The 15,052-nt window shown below is 64.7% G+C and carries 15 protein-coding genes; 6 read left to right on the top strand and 9 right to left on the bottom strand.

Features of this window, described 5'->3' with window-relative positions; translation table 11 throughout:
* Positions 1-12: 12 nt before the first annotated feature.
* The 4 genes from LH407_RS12500 (at position 13) to LH407_RS12485 (ending at position 4,896) form a co-directional block, all read left to right on the top strand.
* Entirely contained in the window at positions 13-720 is a 708-nt protein-coding gene (locus LH407_RS12500) for a response regulator transcription factor (protein WP_322133655.1), read from the top strand.
* Positions 717-2,084 carry a sensor histidine kinase gene (locus tag LH407_RS12495; protein WP_322133656.1) on the top strand — a complete coding sequence of 456 codons (1,368 nt, stop codon included), beginning with the start codon at positions 717-719 and terminating at the stop codon, positions 2,082-2,084. Before LH407_RS12500 ends, LH407_RS12495 begins: the two co-directional genes overlap by 4 nt.
* A gap of 71 nt (positions 2,085-2,155) precedes the next feature.
* Positions 2,156-2,803, top strand: a complete 648-nt coding sequence (locus LH407_RS12490; RefSeq protein ID WP_322133657.1) for a hypothetical protein — start codon at positions 2,156-2,158, stop codon at positions 2,801-2,803.
* Positions 2,800-4,896, top strand: a complete 2,097-nt coding sequence (locus tag LH407_RS12485) for an MMPL family transporter (protein WP_322133658.1) — start codon at positions 2,800-2,802, stop codon at positions 4,894-4,896. Before LH407_RS12490 ends, LH407_RS12485 begins: the two co-directional genes overlap by 4 nt.
* Before the next feature lie 51 nt (positions 4,897-4,947).
* Here LH407_RS12485 and LH407_RS12480 read toward each other — a convergent pair whose 3' ends face one another.
* Positions 4,948-5,709, bottom strand: coding sequence for a hypothetical protein (locus LH407_RS12480; RefSeq protein WP_322133659.1), 762 nt, complete (start codon positions 5,707-5,709; stop codon positions 4,948-4,950).
* Between the two features lie 110 nt (positions 5,710-5,819).
* On the opposite strand from LH407_RS12480, the gene LH407_RS12475 reads away from it, so the two are divergent.
* The gene (locus LH407_RS12475; protein ID WP_322133660.1) at positions 5,820-6,365 is read left to right on the top strand and encodes a dihydrofolate reductase family protein; all 546 of its coding nucleotides are present in this window, start codon (positions 5,820-5,822) and stop codon (positions 6,363-6,365) included.
* Between the two features lie 15 nt (positions 6,366-6,380).
* On the opposite strand, the gene LH407_RS12470 is transcribed toward LH407_RS12475, so the two are convergent.
* From LH407_RS12470 to LH407_RS12440, 7 genes are all read right to left on the bottom strand, one after another.
* Positions 6,381-7,553 (bottom strand): glycoside hydrolase family 1 protein, encoded by a 1,173-nt coding sequence (locus LH407_RS12470; RefSeq protein WP_322133661.1) that lies wholly within the window; start codon positions 7,551-7,553, stop codon positions 6,381-6,383.
* Positions 7,553-9,241, bottom strand: a complete 1,689-nt coding sequence (locus LH407_RS12465; protein ID WP_322133662.1) for an ABC transporter ATP-binding protein — start codon at positions 9,239-9,241, stop codon at positions 7,553-7,555. Before LH407_RS12465 ends, LH407_RS12470 begins: the two co-directional genes overlap by 1 nt.
* On the bottom strand, positions 9,238-10,155 hold the full coding sequence (locus LH407_RS12460) for an ABC transporter permease (RefSeq protein ID WP_407650662.1): 918 nt from the start codon (positions 10,153-10,155) through the stop codon (positions 9,238-9,240). Before LH407_RS12460 ends, LH407_RS12465 begins: the two co-directional genes overlap by 4 nt.
* 20 nt (positions 10,156-10,175) lie before the next feature.
* A complete protein-coding gene (locus LH407_RS12455; RefSeq protein WP_322133664.1) occupies positions 10,176-11,234 on the bottom strand; it encodes an ABC transporter permease in 1,059 nt (352 codons plus the stop codon).
* Positions 11,227-12,876, bottom strand: coding sequence for an ABC transporter substrate-binding protein (locus tag LH407_RS12450; protein WP_322133665.1), 1,650 nt, complete (start codon positions 12,874-12,876; stop codon positions 11,227-11,229). Before LH407_RS12450 ends, LH407_RS12455 begins: the two co-directional genes overlap by 8 nt.
* A gap of 97 nt (positions 12,877-12,973) precedes the next feature.
* Positions 12,974-14,011: a LacI family DNA-binding transcriptional regulator gene (locus tag LH407_RS12445; RefSeq protein WP_322133666.1), complete on the bottom strand. Its 1,038-nt coding sequence runs from the start codon at positions 14,009-14,011 to the stop codon at positions 12,974-12,976.
* Between the two features lie 65 nt (positions 14,012-14,076).
* Positions 14,077-14,322, bottom strand: a complete 246-nt coding sequence (locus LH407_RS12440) for a DUF4287 domain-containing protein (RefSeq protein WP_322133667.1) — start codon at positions 14,320-14,322, stop codon at positions 14,077-14,079.
* 37 nt (positions 14,323-14,359) lie between these two features.
* On the opposite strand from LH407_RS12440, the gene LH407_RS12435 reads away from it, so the two are divergent.
* Positions 14,360-14,719, top strand: a complete 360-nt coding sequence (locus LH407_RS12435; protein ID WP_322133668.1) for a YciI family protein — start codon at positions 14,360-14,362, stop codon at positions 14,717-14,719.
* Here LH407_RS12435 and LH407_RS12430 read toward each other — a convergent pair.
* Positions 14,716-15,015, bottom strand: coding sequence for a DUF1905 domain-containing protein (locus tag LH407_RS12430; protein ID WP_322133669.1), 300 nt, complete (start codon positions 15,013-15,015; stop codon positions 14,716-14,718). The two genes, LH407_RS12435 and LH407_RS12430, sit on opposite strands and share 4 nt — an antisense overlap.
* Positions 15,016-15,052 lie beyond the last annotated feature (37 nt).

Below are 15,052 nucleotides of genomic sequence, written 5' to 3'. Positions count from 1 at the left end.
TACCATCGAGTCGTGAAACCGGAGATGTCGCGGGAAGGGCTCAGCGCCCTCGTCGTCGACGACGACCACGGCATCGGGTTGCTCCTCCAAAACTTGCTCGAATCCGAAGGGTTCAGAGTCCGTCTCGCGATGTCAGCCGCCGAAGCGCTATCTCTCTCGCGTGCGGAAGAGTTCCAGGTTGTCCTGCTCGATCGCTGGTTGCCCGAGATCGACGCGTTCGACCTCATCCGTCCGCTGCGCACAGCTAGTCCGGGAGCGGCGATCATTTTGCTGAGCGCGGCTGGTGAACTGGAGTCACGCGTGGCAGGGCTCAAGGCGGGAGCGGACGATTTCATCCCCAAGCCCTTCCATGTGAGCGAAGTTCTCGCGCGCATCGAGGCGGTCCTTCGGCGCGGAGCCGCCTCGGCCTCGAACCCGGATCTCCTGACGTACGACGACCTCACGATGGACCTTGCAGCCCACCGTGTTGTTCGCGCGGGTGACACGCTGGCGCTTACACCCACTGAGCTTCGAGTGCTTCGGTACCTGTTGGAGAACGCCGAACGCGTTCTGTCACGACACCAAATCCTTGAACACGTCTGGAAATACGATTTCGGCGGTCGCAGCGACGTCGTCGAGAAGGTCATGTCGAACCTGCGACGAAAGCTTGACGACGGCCGCACTCCCCTCCTGCACACGGTCCGAGGGTTCGGCTACTGCCTCAGGTTGGCGGCACCATGACCCGGGACGGCGCTCCGCGGTCGATGGTGCGTACCCTGCAGTGGCGGCTCATGACGATAGTGGCGCTCGTCGTTGTGCTCGTCGGTACCGCGAGCATCATTGGATTGCGCATCGTTGTCGACACAAACGCCGACAGGGCCGCAACACTGGCTGGCGAAGCGGTCTCCACCTGGGGCACAGTCGACAGTGGTCAGCGCGTCGTGGATGCGCGACAGCTGACGAAACTCGCTCCGATCGCGGCTGTTGTGGTGTTGCTGGGTTCCGATGGCGAGATCGTGGCGGCATCGTCGGATGCAACCCTCCCGCTCTCACAGCTCGAACCGCTCGTCAGTGGTGCAGTAGCTGATTCCACTGTCACCGTAGACCTCGCCGGTCGAAGCACCACGTTTACGCGAATCGAGTTCGAGGCTGGAACGGTGTTCCGCGACGGGACCGACGTTCCACTGGAGTCAGCTCTCGTGGGGGTGGGCTCGGAAGGAGCTGATCGCCTCATCCGGGCGCTTTTTCTCGCAGAGCTCATTCTCCTCGGTTTGGTCATTGTCGCCGTCGCCGTCACTTCTCGGCTCGTCATCACGCGGACCACGGGATCCCTCACCGCCCTCGCCGATCACGTTGAAAACGACGATGTGGTCGGGATCGCCCACGTGGCGCGCGACTACTCGGAGACGGCCGAACTCGCTGACGCGCTTCAGCGACTCGACGTCAGGCGACAGCGCTCCGAACGCGAGCTTCGCGACTTCGTGGCAGACACCTCCCACGAGCTAAAGACACCGCTCACCAAGATCCAGGGTTGGTCGGAGCTGCACTTCCAAAATCCGGACGACGGGGACCGCACGGAGAGGGCTTTGGAGAGCATCGTCGAGGAATCGCATCGCATGCGTCGACTGGTTGACCAACTCTCTGCCCTCGCGAGCGCCGATTCGCTGACCACACCCCGACTCGCACCGCTCGATCTGAGCGCCCTCGTCAACAGACTCATCACCAAAGGTGACGTGGACGGCCTGAGCGCACGCGTCGAGCCGGGCATCGTCGTTCGCGGCGACGAGCATTCGTTGGTACAGGTTGTACGAAATCTCGTGAGCAATGCATTCACGCATGGAGGTGACGGAGTCACGGTCGCGGTGGCGCTCGAGGCGGTCGGAACACATGCCGTGTTGAGCGTCGAAGACGATGGCGTGGGCATCCCACCGGAGCTTAGCGACTCCGTGTTCGAGCGTTTCGTTACCGGGGATCGAACTCAGGGCAGCGGACTCGGCCTTGCCATCGTCCGTAGCATCGTCGAAGGGCATGGCGGATCGGTCGGCATTGACACGACCGCGGGTCGTGGCGCGACGGTGCGGGTAGTCCTACCGCTCGCGGCCTGAGCCCCCACATCGTCAGCGAACCGTCAGACTTTCGTCCGCAGGCCGAGAGGTGACACCAGTGAAATGCTGACATGACTCGTCGTCGGATGTGGATCATCGCCATCGCGGTTGGCACCTTAGTTGTCGCGCTCCTCGTCGCAGAACTGATCGCCCGTTCTGCCATGAGCCAGCGTCTCGCCACCGGCATATCGGATCGTGACGGACTCGAGGTCTCGCTCGGCCCCACCCCGGCGCTGATCCAGGTGGCGAGCGGTTCTGTGGATCTCCAGGTAGACATCGACGACTCCGCGCTCCAATCGATCGTCTCGTGTGCTGGAGGAATCGATGATGCGCAGGCACGATCCACCGTGCACGGGATCGAAGTAACGATCGAGCGCGCGGTGCGAGGGTTCACCATCCCCGTCACGGTGCTCCTCACGCCCGAACAGACCGAGGACGGCTGGACGCTTCGAGCGGACTCGCTGTCTGCCGCCGGAATTGCGCTGCCACCCGAGCGAGCGGCCGCCATGCTCGGCGAGGGCTCCGCTGCTGCCCTCCTGCGCGAGGGGGTCACGCTCGATCGCTTCGGCCCCTTGAAGATCAGCGGCGTCTCTACGAGGGACGGCCTGCTCACGCTGACCGCCGCGACAAAAACCAACGGGGTGAAACCACACATCACCGATGACCCGGGCGCCTTCGCCCGCTGTCTGACGCCATCGTCACAGGGAGAACAAGAATGAAGAACGCAGTAGCGGCCATCGCCCGCCGATGCGCTGAACGACCGTGGTTGGTTATCACCGCATGGGTCGTCGTGGTGGCGACACTTTTCGGTGGCGCATGGGCGTTAGGTCCCACGCTTGAGGAAGAGGTCACTCTCGAGGGCAGCGACAGCCAGCTTGCGAATGACCTCATCGCCGAGACATCCGAGACGACGGAGGATGAGAGCGAAACCACTCCGAGCAGTCGGATCATTGTCGCGGGTGCAGGAATCGCCGAGGACGTCGATCTCGTGGAGGTGCTCGTCGCCGACCTGATGTCCGCCTCCGGTTCCGATGTCGCCAACCCGCTGGACGACCCCGCCGCCTCCATGCGGACCGGGCTCATCGCCGAGGATGGCGACGCGATCGCGTTCGTCGTCGACGGTGACCCGAAAGTGGAAGGTGCCGACTGGCGAGCGGCAGTCGACGACGCCCTGGACCCGGCACGGGATGCTGGATATACGGTTGCCGCCGGAGCTCCACTCGGATCGCAGCTCGACAAGGCGGGCACCATCAATAGCGAAGCCATCGGCGTCGCCGTGGCGATCGTTGTGCTCCTCATCGCTCTCGGTTCCGCCCTCGCTGCTCTCATCCCCATCGCCACAGGAGTCATCGCGGTCGCGGGCGGAGTCGGCATCACCTGGCTGCTGAGCCACGGCTTTCCGATCTCGGAGAGCGCTCTGACGCTCTCCGTCATGGTGGGCCTCGGAGTCGGTATCGACTACTCGCTCTTTCTTCTCTCCCGGTTCCGCACGGCGCTCCGTGACGGCACTGGCGTTGTGCCCGCGGTAGCGGCCACGGCTCACAGCGCCGGCGAGGCCGCCGCGGTTGCGGGCCTCACCGTTGCCGCGTGTGCCACGGGACTCGCGATCTCCGGAGTCGCGTTTGTCGCTTGGCTCGGCTTCGCCACCGCAATCGTTGTACTGATTGCTGTGGCGGCGACTCTCACCCTTACGCCCGCCGTGCTCGCGGTGGTAGGACGGCGCACACTACCCCGACGCGATCGAAGCGCCGTAACGCCGCTGCCCACCAACACCGGCGTATGGCACCGCATCGCACCAGGGCTGACCGCCCGACCCTGGCTCACCGGAATCGCGGCTCTTGTGCTGCTCACGATCATCTCGCTACCCGCGGCCATGTTGCAGCTCGGGCAGTCGAGCCTCGGAAACACACTGCCCGGGTCGAATCAGCGAACCTACTTCGATCTCACGGCCGAGCATTGGGGAGCCGGGCACAACGGAGTGCTCGTGCTTGCCGGCGAGGGCGGGAGCACCGACGACTGGAGCGCACTGGCCGAAGACGTGGGAGAAAGGGCGGACGTAGCATCCGTCAATCCACCCAGCGAAGCCAACGGCGTCACGACTGTTCGTGTTGTACCGGAGGGCGGTCCGAGTTCTGCGAGCACGGCTGAGCTGGTCCATGAACTGCGGTCGGAGGTTATCCCCGATAGCGGCCTGGATGCCCATGTCGGTGGCACCGTCGCGACTCGAATTGACTTGAGTGACCGCATCGCCGAACGACTCCCGTGGCTCATCGGCGCGGTGATCGTCGCCTCCATGGCTTTCGTGGCGATCGCCTTCCGCTCAGTGCTACTGCCCCTAAAGGCCGCCCTGTGTAACCTGCTATCGATCTCGGCGGCCTTCGGGGTGATCGTGTGGGTTTTCCAGGAAGGGAACGGCGTCGAGTTCTTCGGTCTCGACGGCCCCGTACCCCTAGATCCCTATGTGCCCATGATGCTTTTTGCCGTGCTTTTCGGCCTATCGATGGACTATGAGGTCTTCCTTCTCACCGCAGTGAGGGAGCATTGGAAGAAAGGTGTAGGGGCTCGGGATGCGGTGACTCGAGGTCTCGCCGAGACGGGAGGCGTGATCTCGGCGGCTGCCATCATCATGATTGCCGTGTTCCTCAGTTTTACTCTGCATCCCACACCCGTCATCAAAGTGTTCGGGTTGGGGCTGGCGGTCGCGGTATTCCTCGACGCCACCATCATCCGTCTTCTGCTCGTGCCAGCGATCATGACCCTGCTCGGCCGCGCGGCGTGGTGGTGGCCGGGCGGGCGACGTTCCGCTGCTTAAACAACGCAGCGCCCGGCCCCTCGAGGGGCCGGGCGCTGTGTCGTTGCGGAACTAGTTGCCTGCGCGGCGGGCGATAGCGGTCGTCGTGACGGCCGCCGCTCCGAGGAGCAGGATGCCGGCTGCGATGCCTGCGATGAGCGCGGGGCTCTCGCTACCGGTCGCGGCGAGTGCCGGCGGCGCGGGTGCCGGAGCGGCGTACGAGAGGATGGTGTAACCGGCGGTGTCGAGCGACTGGTAGTACTCCTCGCCTTCGAACTCGACGGGGAGCGTCGCCCAGTCGAGCTGCACGATGGGGGTCGCGACGTTGTAGTCGAAAGTCCACACGCCGTTGTTCACCTGCTCCGCGAACGCAGCGTCATACTCCGAGTTGGTCAGAACCGGCGGCTCCTCACCGTCGACTTCCTCCTCCTCGTCGAAGAGGGTGTCCTCAACGAGGGTGACCGAACCGATCTGGTCGGAGGTGATCGTGACGCTCACCGTCTGGAAGTCGCACACCTCGCCGGTCTCGGTGTCGGTGTAGATGTAGATCGCCTTGGTGGTGTTGTCGATGTCGACGTCGAGCGTGCCGCACCATCCGGAGGGGTTCTCGACGAGGTCGGCGGCGGTGAGCTCCGGACCGTCGCCCACGGTAACGCCGGTCACGGCGTAGACGATGGGGCCCGAGCTGCTGGCGTTGTGGGGCAGGTCCATCTTGACCGTGATGTCGACAACCATGGGGGTGTCGGCGAACGCGGCGGTTGAACCGGCGAGCGGAAGGGCGAGTGCGAGGATGCCGGCCGCCGCGGAGGCGCCGATCTTGCGGGAAGTCTTCATAGAAAAAGTAACTCCATGTCGTTTAAGGCAGGGTGTGAAGCTGAGTTTAGCCTGAGAATTTCTCTTTGTGCCACCCATTTGGGGTATATCGCGATGTGTACACTGTTCACATGGCTCGACTTGTGTACACGGCATTCACCTCCCTCGATGGATTCATCAGCGATGAGGAGGGCAACTTTGACTGGGCGATGCCCGACGAACACGTCCACCAGTTGGCCAATGACCTCGATCGCACCATCGGCACCCACGTCAACGGCCGCAAGCTCTACGAGACGATGGTCTACTGGGAGACCGCGCCGCCCGACAACCCCATCGCCGATCAGTACGGCGCCATCTGGCGGGCCGCCGACAAGGTTGTGGTGTCCCGAACGCTAGACGAACCGGCATCCGCACGCACCACAATTCTGCGCGAGTTCACGACCGAATGGCTCGAGAACCTCAAAAACTCGGCCAGCCGCGACATCGCTATCGGCGGCCCAACATTGGCCGCTCAGGCGTTCGATCTCATCGACGACCTTCACCTCGTGGTGTTCCCCGTCATCGTCGGGGGCGGCACGCGGTACCTTCCCTCTGGCGCCGCGGCGCGGCTGACCCTCGTCGGAAGTCGCACTTTCGATAGTGGCGTGGTTTATCTGCACTATCGAAAGCACCGCTAGCGGGCGGCCCTGAGGTCAGAGACCCCCGGCTCGCGCCACCTCGCCGTACCAGTAGGCGGAGGGCTTCGGCTCGCGCTCGAAGGTGTCCCGGTTCCAGCCGATCAAACCGAACGTCGGAGCGAACCCGGACGCCCACTCGTAATTGTCGAGAAGCGACCAGTGCTGGTACCCGCGCAGATCGATACCGTCGTCGAGACAGTCGGCGAGCGCGAGGAGTGCGTCTCGTGTGTAGTCGATGCGGCGCGCGTCATCCTGCGTCGCAATGCCGTTCTCGGTCACCATCACGGGTGTGTGCTCACTTACCGTCCACGCGTTGCGGACGCCGATGGATGCCGCTAACGGGAAGTACTCCCATCCGGTGAGGGTCTTCTCCACGTCGTCCGCGGGCGGGCGAACACCCTCCGGCCCCACGATGTTTCGTGTGTAGGCCTGGACGCCGACGAAGTCGTCGTCGCGCGCAGCTTCGAGATACCAGTCCTCGCTGGCGTAGGCGACCTCGCGCAGTTTCTCCTCGGCGCCCGGCTCGTCTGCCGCTTCATACGCCTGCGTCGCCACCGTCCACCCCGTGTGCACGTGCGACAACTGGGAGAGCACATCCCTCGAGGCGCGGTGTGATGCGAGCAGGGCATCGGCGACCTCGAGATCGGGCTTCGGAAGACCGTAGGCGACCAGGTTCGACGGGTTCTCTCCCCCGGCGAGCATCGCGGCGATGTTCGGCTCGTTGATGGTGCAGATGTAGCGCACCCCGGACTGCACCACGGGAAGGGCGAGCTCGGTGTAGCGAGCGAAAAGGTCCGCAGCATCCGGCGCCCGCCAGAAACCGTCACGCTCGAACCACCGCGGCACCGTGAAGTGCATCAACGTGACGATGGGCTCGATACCGTGCTCGAGACACGAGTCGACCATACGACGGTAGTGATCGACGGATGCCCGCGACAGCATGCCGCGCTCGGGCTCGATGCGTGCCCACTCGATGGAGAAACGGTACGAGTTCAGCCCGAGCTGGGCTGCGAGCCGGATGTCGTCGCCGTAGCGGTGGTAGCTGTCGGCAGCGTCACCGCTCGGCTCCACGATCGTGGTGCCTGGCTCGTTCTCGTGCACCCACCAGTTGGAGTTCACGTTGTTGCCCTCGATCTGGTGCGCGGCCGTCGCGGCCCCCCACAGGAAGCCTTCCGGGAAGCTCGCCATCACGCCACCCGCGTCCGCTGGGGGTTGGGCACGGCATCCAGCAACTGCACGGTGTAGTCGTCCTGCGGGTTGCGGAGCACGTCGGCGGTGTTGCCGCGCTCCACGACCCGACCCTGGTTGAGCACCATGATGTTGTCGGTCACGATGCGCGCCGACAGGAGGTCGTGGGTGATGTAGAGCATCGAGACACCCCACTGCTCGCGGAGGTCCTCGAGCAGAGCAAGCACACCGGCGCGCAGCGACACGTCGAGCATCGAGACGGGCTCATCGGCGATGATCACCTGCGGGTCCGATGCGAGGGCTCGCGCGATGACCACACGCTGACGCTGCCCACCAGACAGCTGGTGGGGAAGCTTCGCGGCGAACTCCTCAACGGGGGTGAGCCCCACGATCTCGAGTAGTTCGAGAACACGGCGGCGGGCATCCTGTCCACGCTGCTTGGTGAAGTTGATGACCGGCCGCGTGAGTGTGTACTCGACCGTGTGCAGAGGGTTCAGTGCCGCGTACGGGTCCTGGAACACCATTTGCACGTCGCGGTGCAGACGGCGGAACCGACTGCGGCGAAGTTTCCCCACGTCGAGGTCACCGAAACGGATGCTTCCACTCGTCGGCTTCTCGACCGCTGTCATGAGCTTGCCAATCGTCGATTTACCCGAGCCCGACGCACCCACGAGCGCAAGCGACGCGCCCGGCTCGAGAGTGAAGGACACATCGTCCACCGCCACCACTTCGCTCTCTCCGCGGCGGGGCGGCGGGTAGATCTTGGTGACATGCTCGAGCACAAGCGCCTTCTGATCGCTGCGCTTCTCGCGCGGAGACACACTCGGCGGGAACACCGCGCCGGCCGCACGAGGTGTGCCGGAGCGCCGTGAGCGGTCCTCGAAGCCCGGCAGCTCGACCACCTCGGCGCGCGGGTCGGCGTAGTGCGAGAGCAGCATCTTCGTGTAGTCGTCGTGCGGGGAGTTCAGGATGTCGAGGGCCGGGGCATCCTCGACGATCTGTCCCTCGTGCATGACCATGACCCGCTCGGCGGACTCGAGCACGATTCCCAGGTCGTGGCTGATGAGCAGCGCCGTGAAGTTCTCGGTTTGCTGGAGTTCGATGATCGTCTCCATGACGGCGTGCTGCACGAGAACGTCGAGGGCCGTCGTCGGCTCGTCGAACACCATGAGCTTGGGTTCGAGCGACAGGGCGAGGGCGATCGAAATGCGCTGGCGCATACCGCCGGAGAGCTCGCCAGGGTAACGATCCAACACGGTCCGCGGAAGCTTGACCTTCTCGACCAGTTCGGCTGCGCGATCATTCCAGCGCGGCTTCTCGATGTGGCCGTGCGCTTCGAAAATGTCGCGGAAGTGATTGCGGATGGTCCGCACCGGGTTGAGGGCATTCATGCCCGACTGCAGCACCATCGCCACTCCCCCGTGCCGCTGGTGTCGCAGGTCGGCAGGGCTGAGGCTCGCAATATCGACGCCGTCGAGCATGACGCGGCCACGAGTGATGTGCGCCGGCGGCTTCGAGAGGCCCGCGATCGCGAAACCGAGGGTCGACTTACCGGAGCCGGACTCGCCAACGAGACCGACGAACTCTCCCTGCTGCAGAGTGAAGCTGACATCGCGCACCGCGTGCGTGCGGTCGTCGCCGTTGATGTAGTCGACGTCGAGATCTGTGACTTCGAGAATGACGGTCATCGCTGCTTTCCTTCCCGGAGGCGGGGGTTGCTGATCCCGTCCACGCCGAAGTTGATGAGGGTGAGAGAGGTCGCGAGGAGCGCGATACACAGACCGGGCGCGAAGAGGAGCGACCACTGCCCGGTGAGGAGGGCGTTGGAGTTCTGTGCCCAAAAGAGCATCGTGCCCCAGCTGACGATCGACGAGTCGCCGAGACCCAGGAACTCGAGGCCAGCCTCGGCGAGGATCGCCGCCGTCGCCGCCCCGAAGAAGCTGCCGACGATGAGGGAGGTCATGTTGGGCAGGATCTCCCGGAACACGATGCGGAAGGGTCGCTCGCCCGAGAACACGGCCGCGGTCACGAAGTCACGGCTGCGCAGCGACTGCGTCTGGCTACGCAGGACACGCGCGCCCCACGCCCACCCCGTGATCACGACAACCACGATGATCATGCCGATGCCGCCGCCCGAGAGGTAGGCCGCGATGACGATCATGAGCGGCAGACCCGGAATGACGAGGAAGAGGTTGACGATGAAGTTGATCACGTCGGCGAGGAACCCGCGGGTGTACCCCCAGCTGAGACCGATGAGCACCGCGACGAGAGTCGAGAGTGCACCGGCGACGAGCCCCACGAAGATGGAGACCTGGGCACCCCAAATCAGCTGGCTCAGTACATCCTCACCGGCCGCCGTCGTGCCGAGCCAGTGGGCCGCGGACGGATCGGAGCTGCGCGGGAAGCCGTTCTCGGTCGCGCCGTAGGGGGCGATGAGCGGAGCGAACGCCGCGACGAGAATGAAGAACGCGAGGATGATCACACCCACCTTCGCCTTGCCGTTCGACCAGACGGTGCCGGCCGTCCTCGCGAGCACCTTCCACCGGCTGGGCGGTGCGCCCGTGGCCTGGACCGTGCGGATGTCGTGTGTCGTATCGCGCATTGTGCGCGTTGGTGTCGTGGTCATCGGCGGGTCCTCGGGTCCAGCACGCCGTACAGAATGTCGACGATGAAGTTGGCGACAAGCACGCTGAGCGTGATCATCAGGAACAGGGCCTGCATCAACGGGTAGTCCTGGTTGGTGACCGCGTTGAAGAGCAGGTATCCAACGCCGGGGTATCCGAAGACCTGCTCGACGAGGATCGATCCGCCGACGACACCACCGAGGGCGAGCCCGAAGGAGGTGAGGTTCGGCAGGATGGCGTTGCGTGCGGCGTACCGGAGGGCCACAACACGCGGCTTGAGCCCGTTGGCCTCGGCGAACGTTACGTAGTCGTCACCGAGGGTCGGAATCATGGTGTTGCGCATCCCGAGGATCCAGCCACCGAGCGAGGTGATGAGGATCGTCAGGGCCGGGAGTATCGAGTGGTAGAGGGCATCCACAAAGAAGTCCCACGTGAAGGACGGCGTCGCCGTCGGTCCGTATGCACCGGATGTCGGGAACAGCCGCCACACGTACCCCGCGAAGAACAGCAGCAGAAGCGCCGTCCAGAAGTACGGGAACGCGCTCGCGAACGCACCGCCCAGCGTGGGCAGGGTGTCGAGCCATGTTCCGCGCTTCCACGCCGCGAGCACACCGAGCAACGTGCCGATGATGAACGCGACAATCGTCACAACACCGACGAGCACCAGTGTGTACGGCAGCGCCGTCGAGACGAGCTCGGCCACCGTCTGCGGGTAGAAGGTGTAGCTCACACCGAAGTCGAGCCGCACAACCTGGCCCAGGTAGGCGATGTACTGCTCGAACAGGTTGCCGCTCGGCAGACCAAGTTGCACCTCGATCGCGGCCTTCGTCGCCTCGCTCACCGGGCCGTTCTGCGCGAGCCGCGCAAGCGCCGCATCCGCGGGTGAACCCGGCATGAGCCTCGGCAGGATGAAGTTGATCGTCACCGCGGCCCACAGGGTGAGCACAAACAGCCCGATCTTGCGGAGCACGTACCCCGCCGCGTTGCCGCGGCGCCGGGAACCGGCATCCGTCGTTTTCGCCTCCGCACCGCGCGGGGCGACCGTCACGCTAGTCATCGGCAACCGCCTCCAGACTTGTCAGGACAATCAATGGGGTCGACTCGTAGGTCTTCGGTGACGCGTACGGGTCCTCGGCCGAAGGCCATCCCGTGAACTTGGCGTTGCTCATGAGACCCCACGAACCGCCGTAGTAGAGGGAGATGACCGGCAGATCGTTGTACATGATCTGCTGCAGCTGGTACCCGATCTGAGTGCGCTCGTCGTCATCGAGCGCGACCTTGTACTGGTCGAGCAGCGCTTGCGCATCGGGGTTGTCGTAGCGCTCGAAGTTGTTGGTCGCCTCCTCGCCGACCGGCTTCAGGAAGTCAGTCGACATGAGCGAATTGAAGTCGCGGAACAGGCTGCCCGTTCCTCCCGTGCCACCCATCGCGAAGTCGTACTCGCCGTTGCGCAAGGTCAACTGGTACGCGGCCGGCTGAGGGGTATCGACGCTCACGTCGATACCGACGGCACCCCACTGGCGCTGAACCTCCTGCACACCCCGCAACCAGTCGGTGTACCCGTTCGCGGTGGTGATCGTGAGGCTCAGTTGCTCACCTGCGGCGTTCACCAGGCGGTCGCCCTGCAGGGTGTACCCTGCACGTTCGAACGCGGCGAGTGCGGCATCCGTGTCCTGCGCGATGAGGCCGGAATTCGGGATGCTCGGGTCGAGGTCATCCTGTTGGTAGGGCAACAGTATGTTGGTCTGACCTGCCTCATCCATGTAGCCCTCGGCCGCGGCATCCCCCACCGCACCACGGTCGAGCGCGAGGCTCAGACCCTGACGCACGTCGAGGTTGTTGAACGGCTCCTTCGTGAGGTTGGGGAAGAGCGCGATCGTGCCGCCCGGCGGGAACCAGTAGGTGTTGTCGTTGCCAGCACCCACCCACACGTTGTCGACGTCGGAGATGAACGAGTAGGCCCAGTCGTAGCCTTTGGTCGCGACGTCGAGCTGGGTGTTGTTCGCCGGCAGGATGAGGTGCTCGGCGGCGACCTTGTCGGCCTGCCAGTACCCGTCGTACTTGTCCATCGTGTACTGCTGCGGCGCGAAGTTGCCGAGCTGGTACGGGCCCGTGCCGACCGGGTCGGGGTTTCGGAAACTCCCCGGGTCCTCGACGTCCTTCCAGATGTGCTCCGGCACGATGAGAGTTGTGGCGATGAGACTCGCCGCCGGAACATCCGGGTTCTGCAGCTTCACGGTGACGGTCGTGTCGTCACTCTCGATGCTCTCGATGTACTCCCAGATGCCCTGAGTGTCGGTTTCGGGGTTGTCGCGGAGAAGTTCGAGCGTGAACACCACGTCGTCGGTGGTGAACGGCTCGCCGTCCTGCCACGTCACACCGTCGCGGATCGTGAACACAATCGTCGACGGATCGGGCAGCTCGTACCCGGTCGCGAGCCACGGGAACTCCTCGCCCGTGACGTTGTCGAGGATCACGAGCGGCTCGTACACGTAGAAGCTCGCCACCCGTTTGTTGGCGAGGTACGGATTGAAGTTGCGCTCGAACATCGGCGAACCGTTGTCCGCTGCCACGAGCATCGTGTCGCGCGGGATGCTCGGGTCGGGTGCACTCTGGATTTGGATGCTGCAGGCCGCCAGGGTGACGGCGGCGACCACAGCTCCGGCCGCAGTGAAGAGCCTGCGTCTCGTCTGCATCATTGCCTACGTCTCATCTCTGACCCCCATTTGAGGGCCGCGTCCAAGACTGTAAGCGCATACATTTTGGAATCGCAACCCCTTGCGCTCGGGGCGAGGTTTATGGAGCAGATTCGCGGACGACGACCGTGACCGGCAGGGTGAGCGTTCGGCGAGGGGCATCCGGATGCTCGATTCGCTGGGCGATCGCGTACACCGCAGCCCTGCCGAGCTCCGCCATCGGCTGGTGCACCGTCGTGAGCGTCGGCGTGCTGTGACGACCTGCCGCTATCCCGTCGAAGCCTGTGACCAGGGGTTTTCGTGACTGATGCTGAATCACGTCGAGCACGCCGAGGGCGGTCTGGTCGTTGGCGCACACAATCGCGTCGGGGTCCGATGTCACCCGCGCGGCGGCCTTGCGACCGCCACTGCGCGTGAAGTCGCCGCGCAGGAACTCGACCAGCCGATCCCCGACCACCTGAGAGAACGCTCCGAATCGCTCCTCATCGTCGGCAACACCCTCCGGTCCCGCGATGTAGGCGAAGCTCTGCGCACCGGACGCGAGCACGTGTTCGGCGAGGGCGCGCATCCCCGGTCCATTGTTCGCGTGGACATGATCGAAGCGATCGTCGGCACCGTCACCACCGAGAACGACAACGGGAATGTGGCGCGCCACGCGTTCGAGCATCTCCCCCGGCACCGTGCCAGCGAGCACGGCCATCCCGTCAACGCGGCCCGCCATGTCCATGACCAGTTGCTCGAGCTCGCCGCCCGTCGCCGAGGCAACCATGAGCGCGAACCCGCGACGACTCGCCTCGAGCTCGGCACCGCGGAGCACCTCGTCGTAGTAGAGATTGTCGTTGTCTGGTTGCTCGTCCTGCTCATGGATCGTGCTCACCGTCGACTGCTCGGTGACCGTCGGCTCCCCGAGGCCGGAGTCGTCGTGACGCGGGAAGAAGAGCCCGATCACACCGGTGCGGCGGTTGGCCAACCCCCGCGCCGACGCGCTCGGCACGTAACCCAGGGCGTCGATCGACTGCAGCACACGTTCCCGCGTGGTGGCCTTCACTGCGTCCGGGTCGCGGATGACGCGGCTGACCGTCGCGATCGAGACCCCCGCGTGGGCGGCCACGTCGTACACGGTGGGAGGTTTCGGCATGGTTCGAACATCCTCGCAGCGAATCGGCGGCGGGTGCCAGAGGTTGCGCGACCACCGCGCGCGGGCTATTTCGCGAGCTTCGCCTTCACATACGCGACGATCGCGTTCGCGTGGCCGTGACCGAGGCCGTGCTCCGCCTTCAGCCACTCGACCACTTTCATATGGGCCTCGCCCGCCTCGAGGCGCTCGACGACGAGATCGAGCCACTCCTGCATGGGGCGCCCGTAGTTCTTCTCGATACTCGCGAAGTAGGAGGCCGGGCCCTTCGGCTTCTCGCCGGTGAGATCGGGGGCTATCACTTTTGACGTCATGGGTGCAAGTCTACGGTGCGATGTGTACGCTGTGCACATGGCACGCTTCACTCTCCTCATGAGTTACTCCGAAGCTGGCGGCGCCGCGCTCACCCCCGAGCAGATGGAGCAGGGTCGCGTCGAGTTCGATCGCTACGCCGCCGCGCTGCACGAGGCCGGCATTCTCGTCGCAGCCGAAGTCTTCCAACCCGTTGCCTCATCGGTCACCATCCGCGGAGGTGAGGTGGTGGTGGCGACGGATGACTCGGCGGAGCAGCTGAGCGGTGTGTTCCTCATCGACGTTCCTGACCTCGACGCCGCCGTCGAATGGGCGAAACGTTGCCCCGCCGCAGCATGGGGAACGATGGATGTCCGCGCGGCAGCGGTGTCGTTCGTGGACGGGCAGTGGCGTAACTAATCCAGCGTTGTGAGGCTCATCACGAGGTCGTCGCCGATCTCGAGCCCCTCGGCTTCGCGTACCGCCTTCTTGACCGGGAGCATGTAACACCCCGACGCCGAATCGGGAAACACGGACGTGTTCCACGTCGTGCCGCCGATCGTCACCTCGACGCGGACCGAGCCGAAACCCTTGCGCGGCGGGCGGGGCACCTCGCGGATGTCCTGCGAAACATCCGGGGGTACGGTCACGAAGATCCACTCCCCCGGGGGCACCACGAAGAGGGTCGTCGCGAACTCGGTCGTCACCTGCTCCATGGGTGCCGATCGTAGCTGCGAGTCCTGACGATCGAGA

The organism is Antiquaquibacter oligotrophicus, from assembly GCF_020535405.1.
Lineage (GTDB): Bacteria > Actinomycetota > Actinomycetes > Actinomycetales > Microbacteriaceae > Rhodoglobus > Rhodoglobus oligotrophicus.
Note: the sequence above shows the minus strand (reverse complement) of the source record. Positions and strands in the feature narration are given on the sequence as shown.

Excerpts from the sequence above, each read along its gene's own strand:
- LH407_RS12495 (WP_322133656.1), top strand. The coding sequence starts at position 717 with ATGACCCGGGACGGCGCTCCGCGGTCGATGGTGCGTACCCTGCAGTGG.
- LH407_RS12490 (WP_322133657.1), top strand. The coding sequence starts at position 2,156 with ATGACTCGTCGTCGGATGTGGATCATCGCCATCGCGGTTGGCACCTTA.
- LH407_RS12485 (WP_322133658.1), top strand. The coding sequence starts at position 2,800 with ATGAAGAACGCAGTAGCGGCCATCGCCCGCCGATGCGCTGAACGACCG.
- LH407_RS12480 (WP_322133659.1), bottom strand. The coding sequence starts at position 5,709 with ATGAAGACTTCCCGCAAGATCGGCGCCTCCGCGGCGGCCGGCATCCTC.
- LH407_RS12475 (WP_322133660.1), top strand. The coding sequence starts at position 5,820 with ATGGCTCGACTTGTGTACACGGCATTCACCTCCCTCGATGGATTCATC.
- LH407_RS12470 (WP_322133661.1), bottom strand. The coding sequence starts at position 7,553 with ATGGCGAGCTTCCCGGAAGGCTTCCTGTGGGGGGCCGCGACGGCCGCG.
- LH407_RS12465 (WP_322133662.1), bottom strand. The coding sequence starts at position 9,241 with ATGACCGTCATTCTCGAAGTCACAGATCTCGACGTCGACTACATCAAC.
- LH407_RS12460 (WP_407650662.1), bottom strand. The coding sequence starts at position 10,155 with ATGCGCGATACGACACACGACATCCGCACGGTCCAGGCCACGGGCGCA.
- LH407_RS12455 (WP_322133664.1), bottom strand. The coding sequence starts at position 11,234 with ATGACTAGCGTGACGGTCGCCCCGCGCGGTGCGGAGGCGAAAACGACG.
- LH407_RS12450 (WP_322133665.1), bottom strand. The coding sequence starts at position 12,876 with ATGATGCAGACGAGACGCAGGCTCTTCACTGCGGCCGGAGCTGTGGTC.
- LH407_RS12445 (WP_322133666.1), bottom strand. The coding sequence starts at position 14,011 with ATGCCGAAACCTCCCACCGTGTACGACGTGGCCGCCCACGCGGGGGTC.
- LH407_RS12440 (WP_322133667.1), bottom strand. The coding sequence starts at position 14,322 with ATGACGTCAAAAGTGATAGCCCCCGATCTCACCGGCGAGAAGCCGAAG.
- LH407_RS12435 (WP_322133668.1), top strand. The coding sequence starts at position 14,360 with ATGGCACGCTTCACTCTCCTCATGAGTTACTCCGAAGCTGGCGGCGCC.
- LH407_RS12430 (WP_322133669.1), bottom strand. The coding sequence starts at position 15,015 with ATGGAGCAGGTGACGACCGAGTTCGCGACGACCCTCTTCGTGGTGCCC.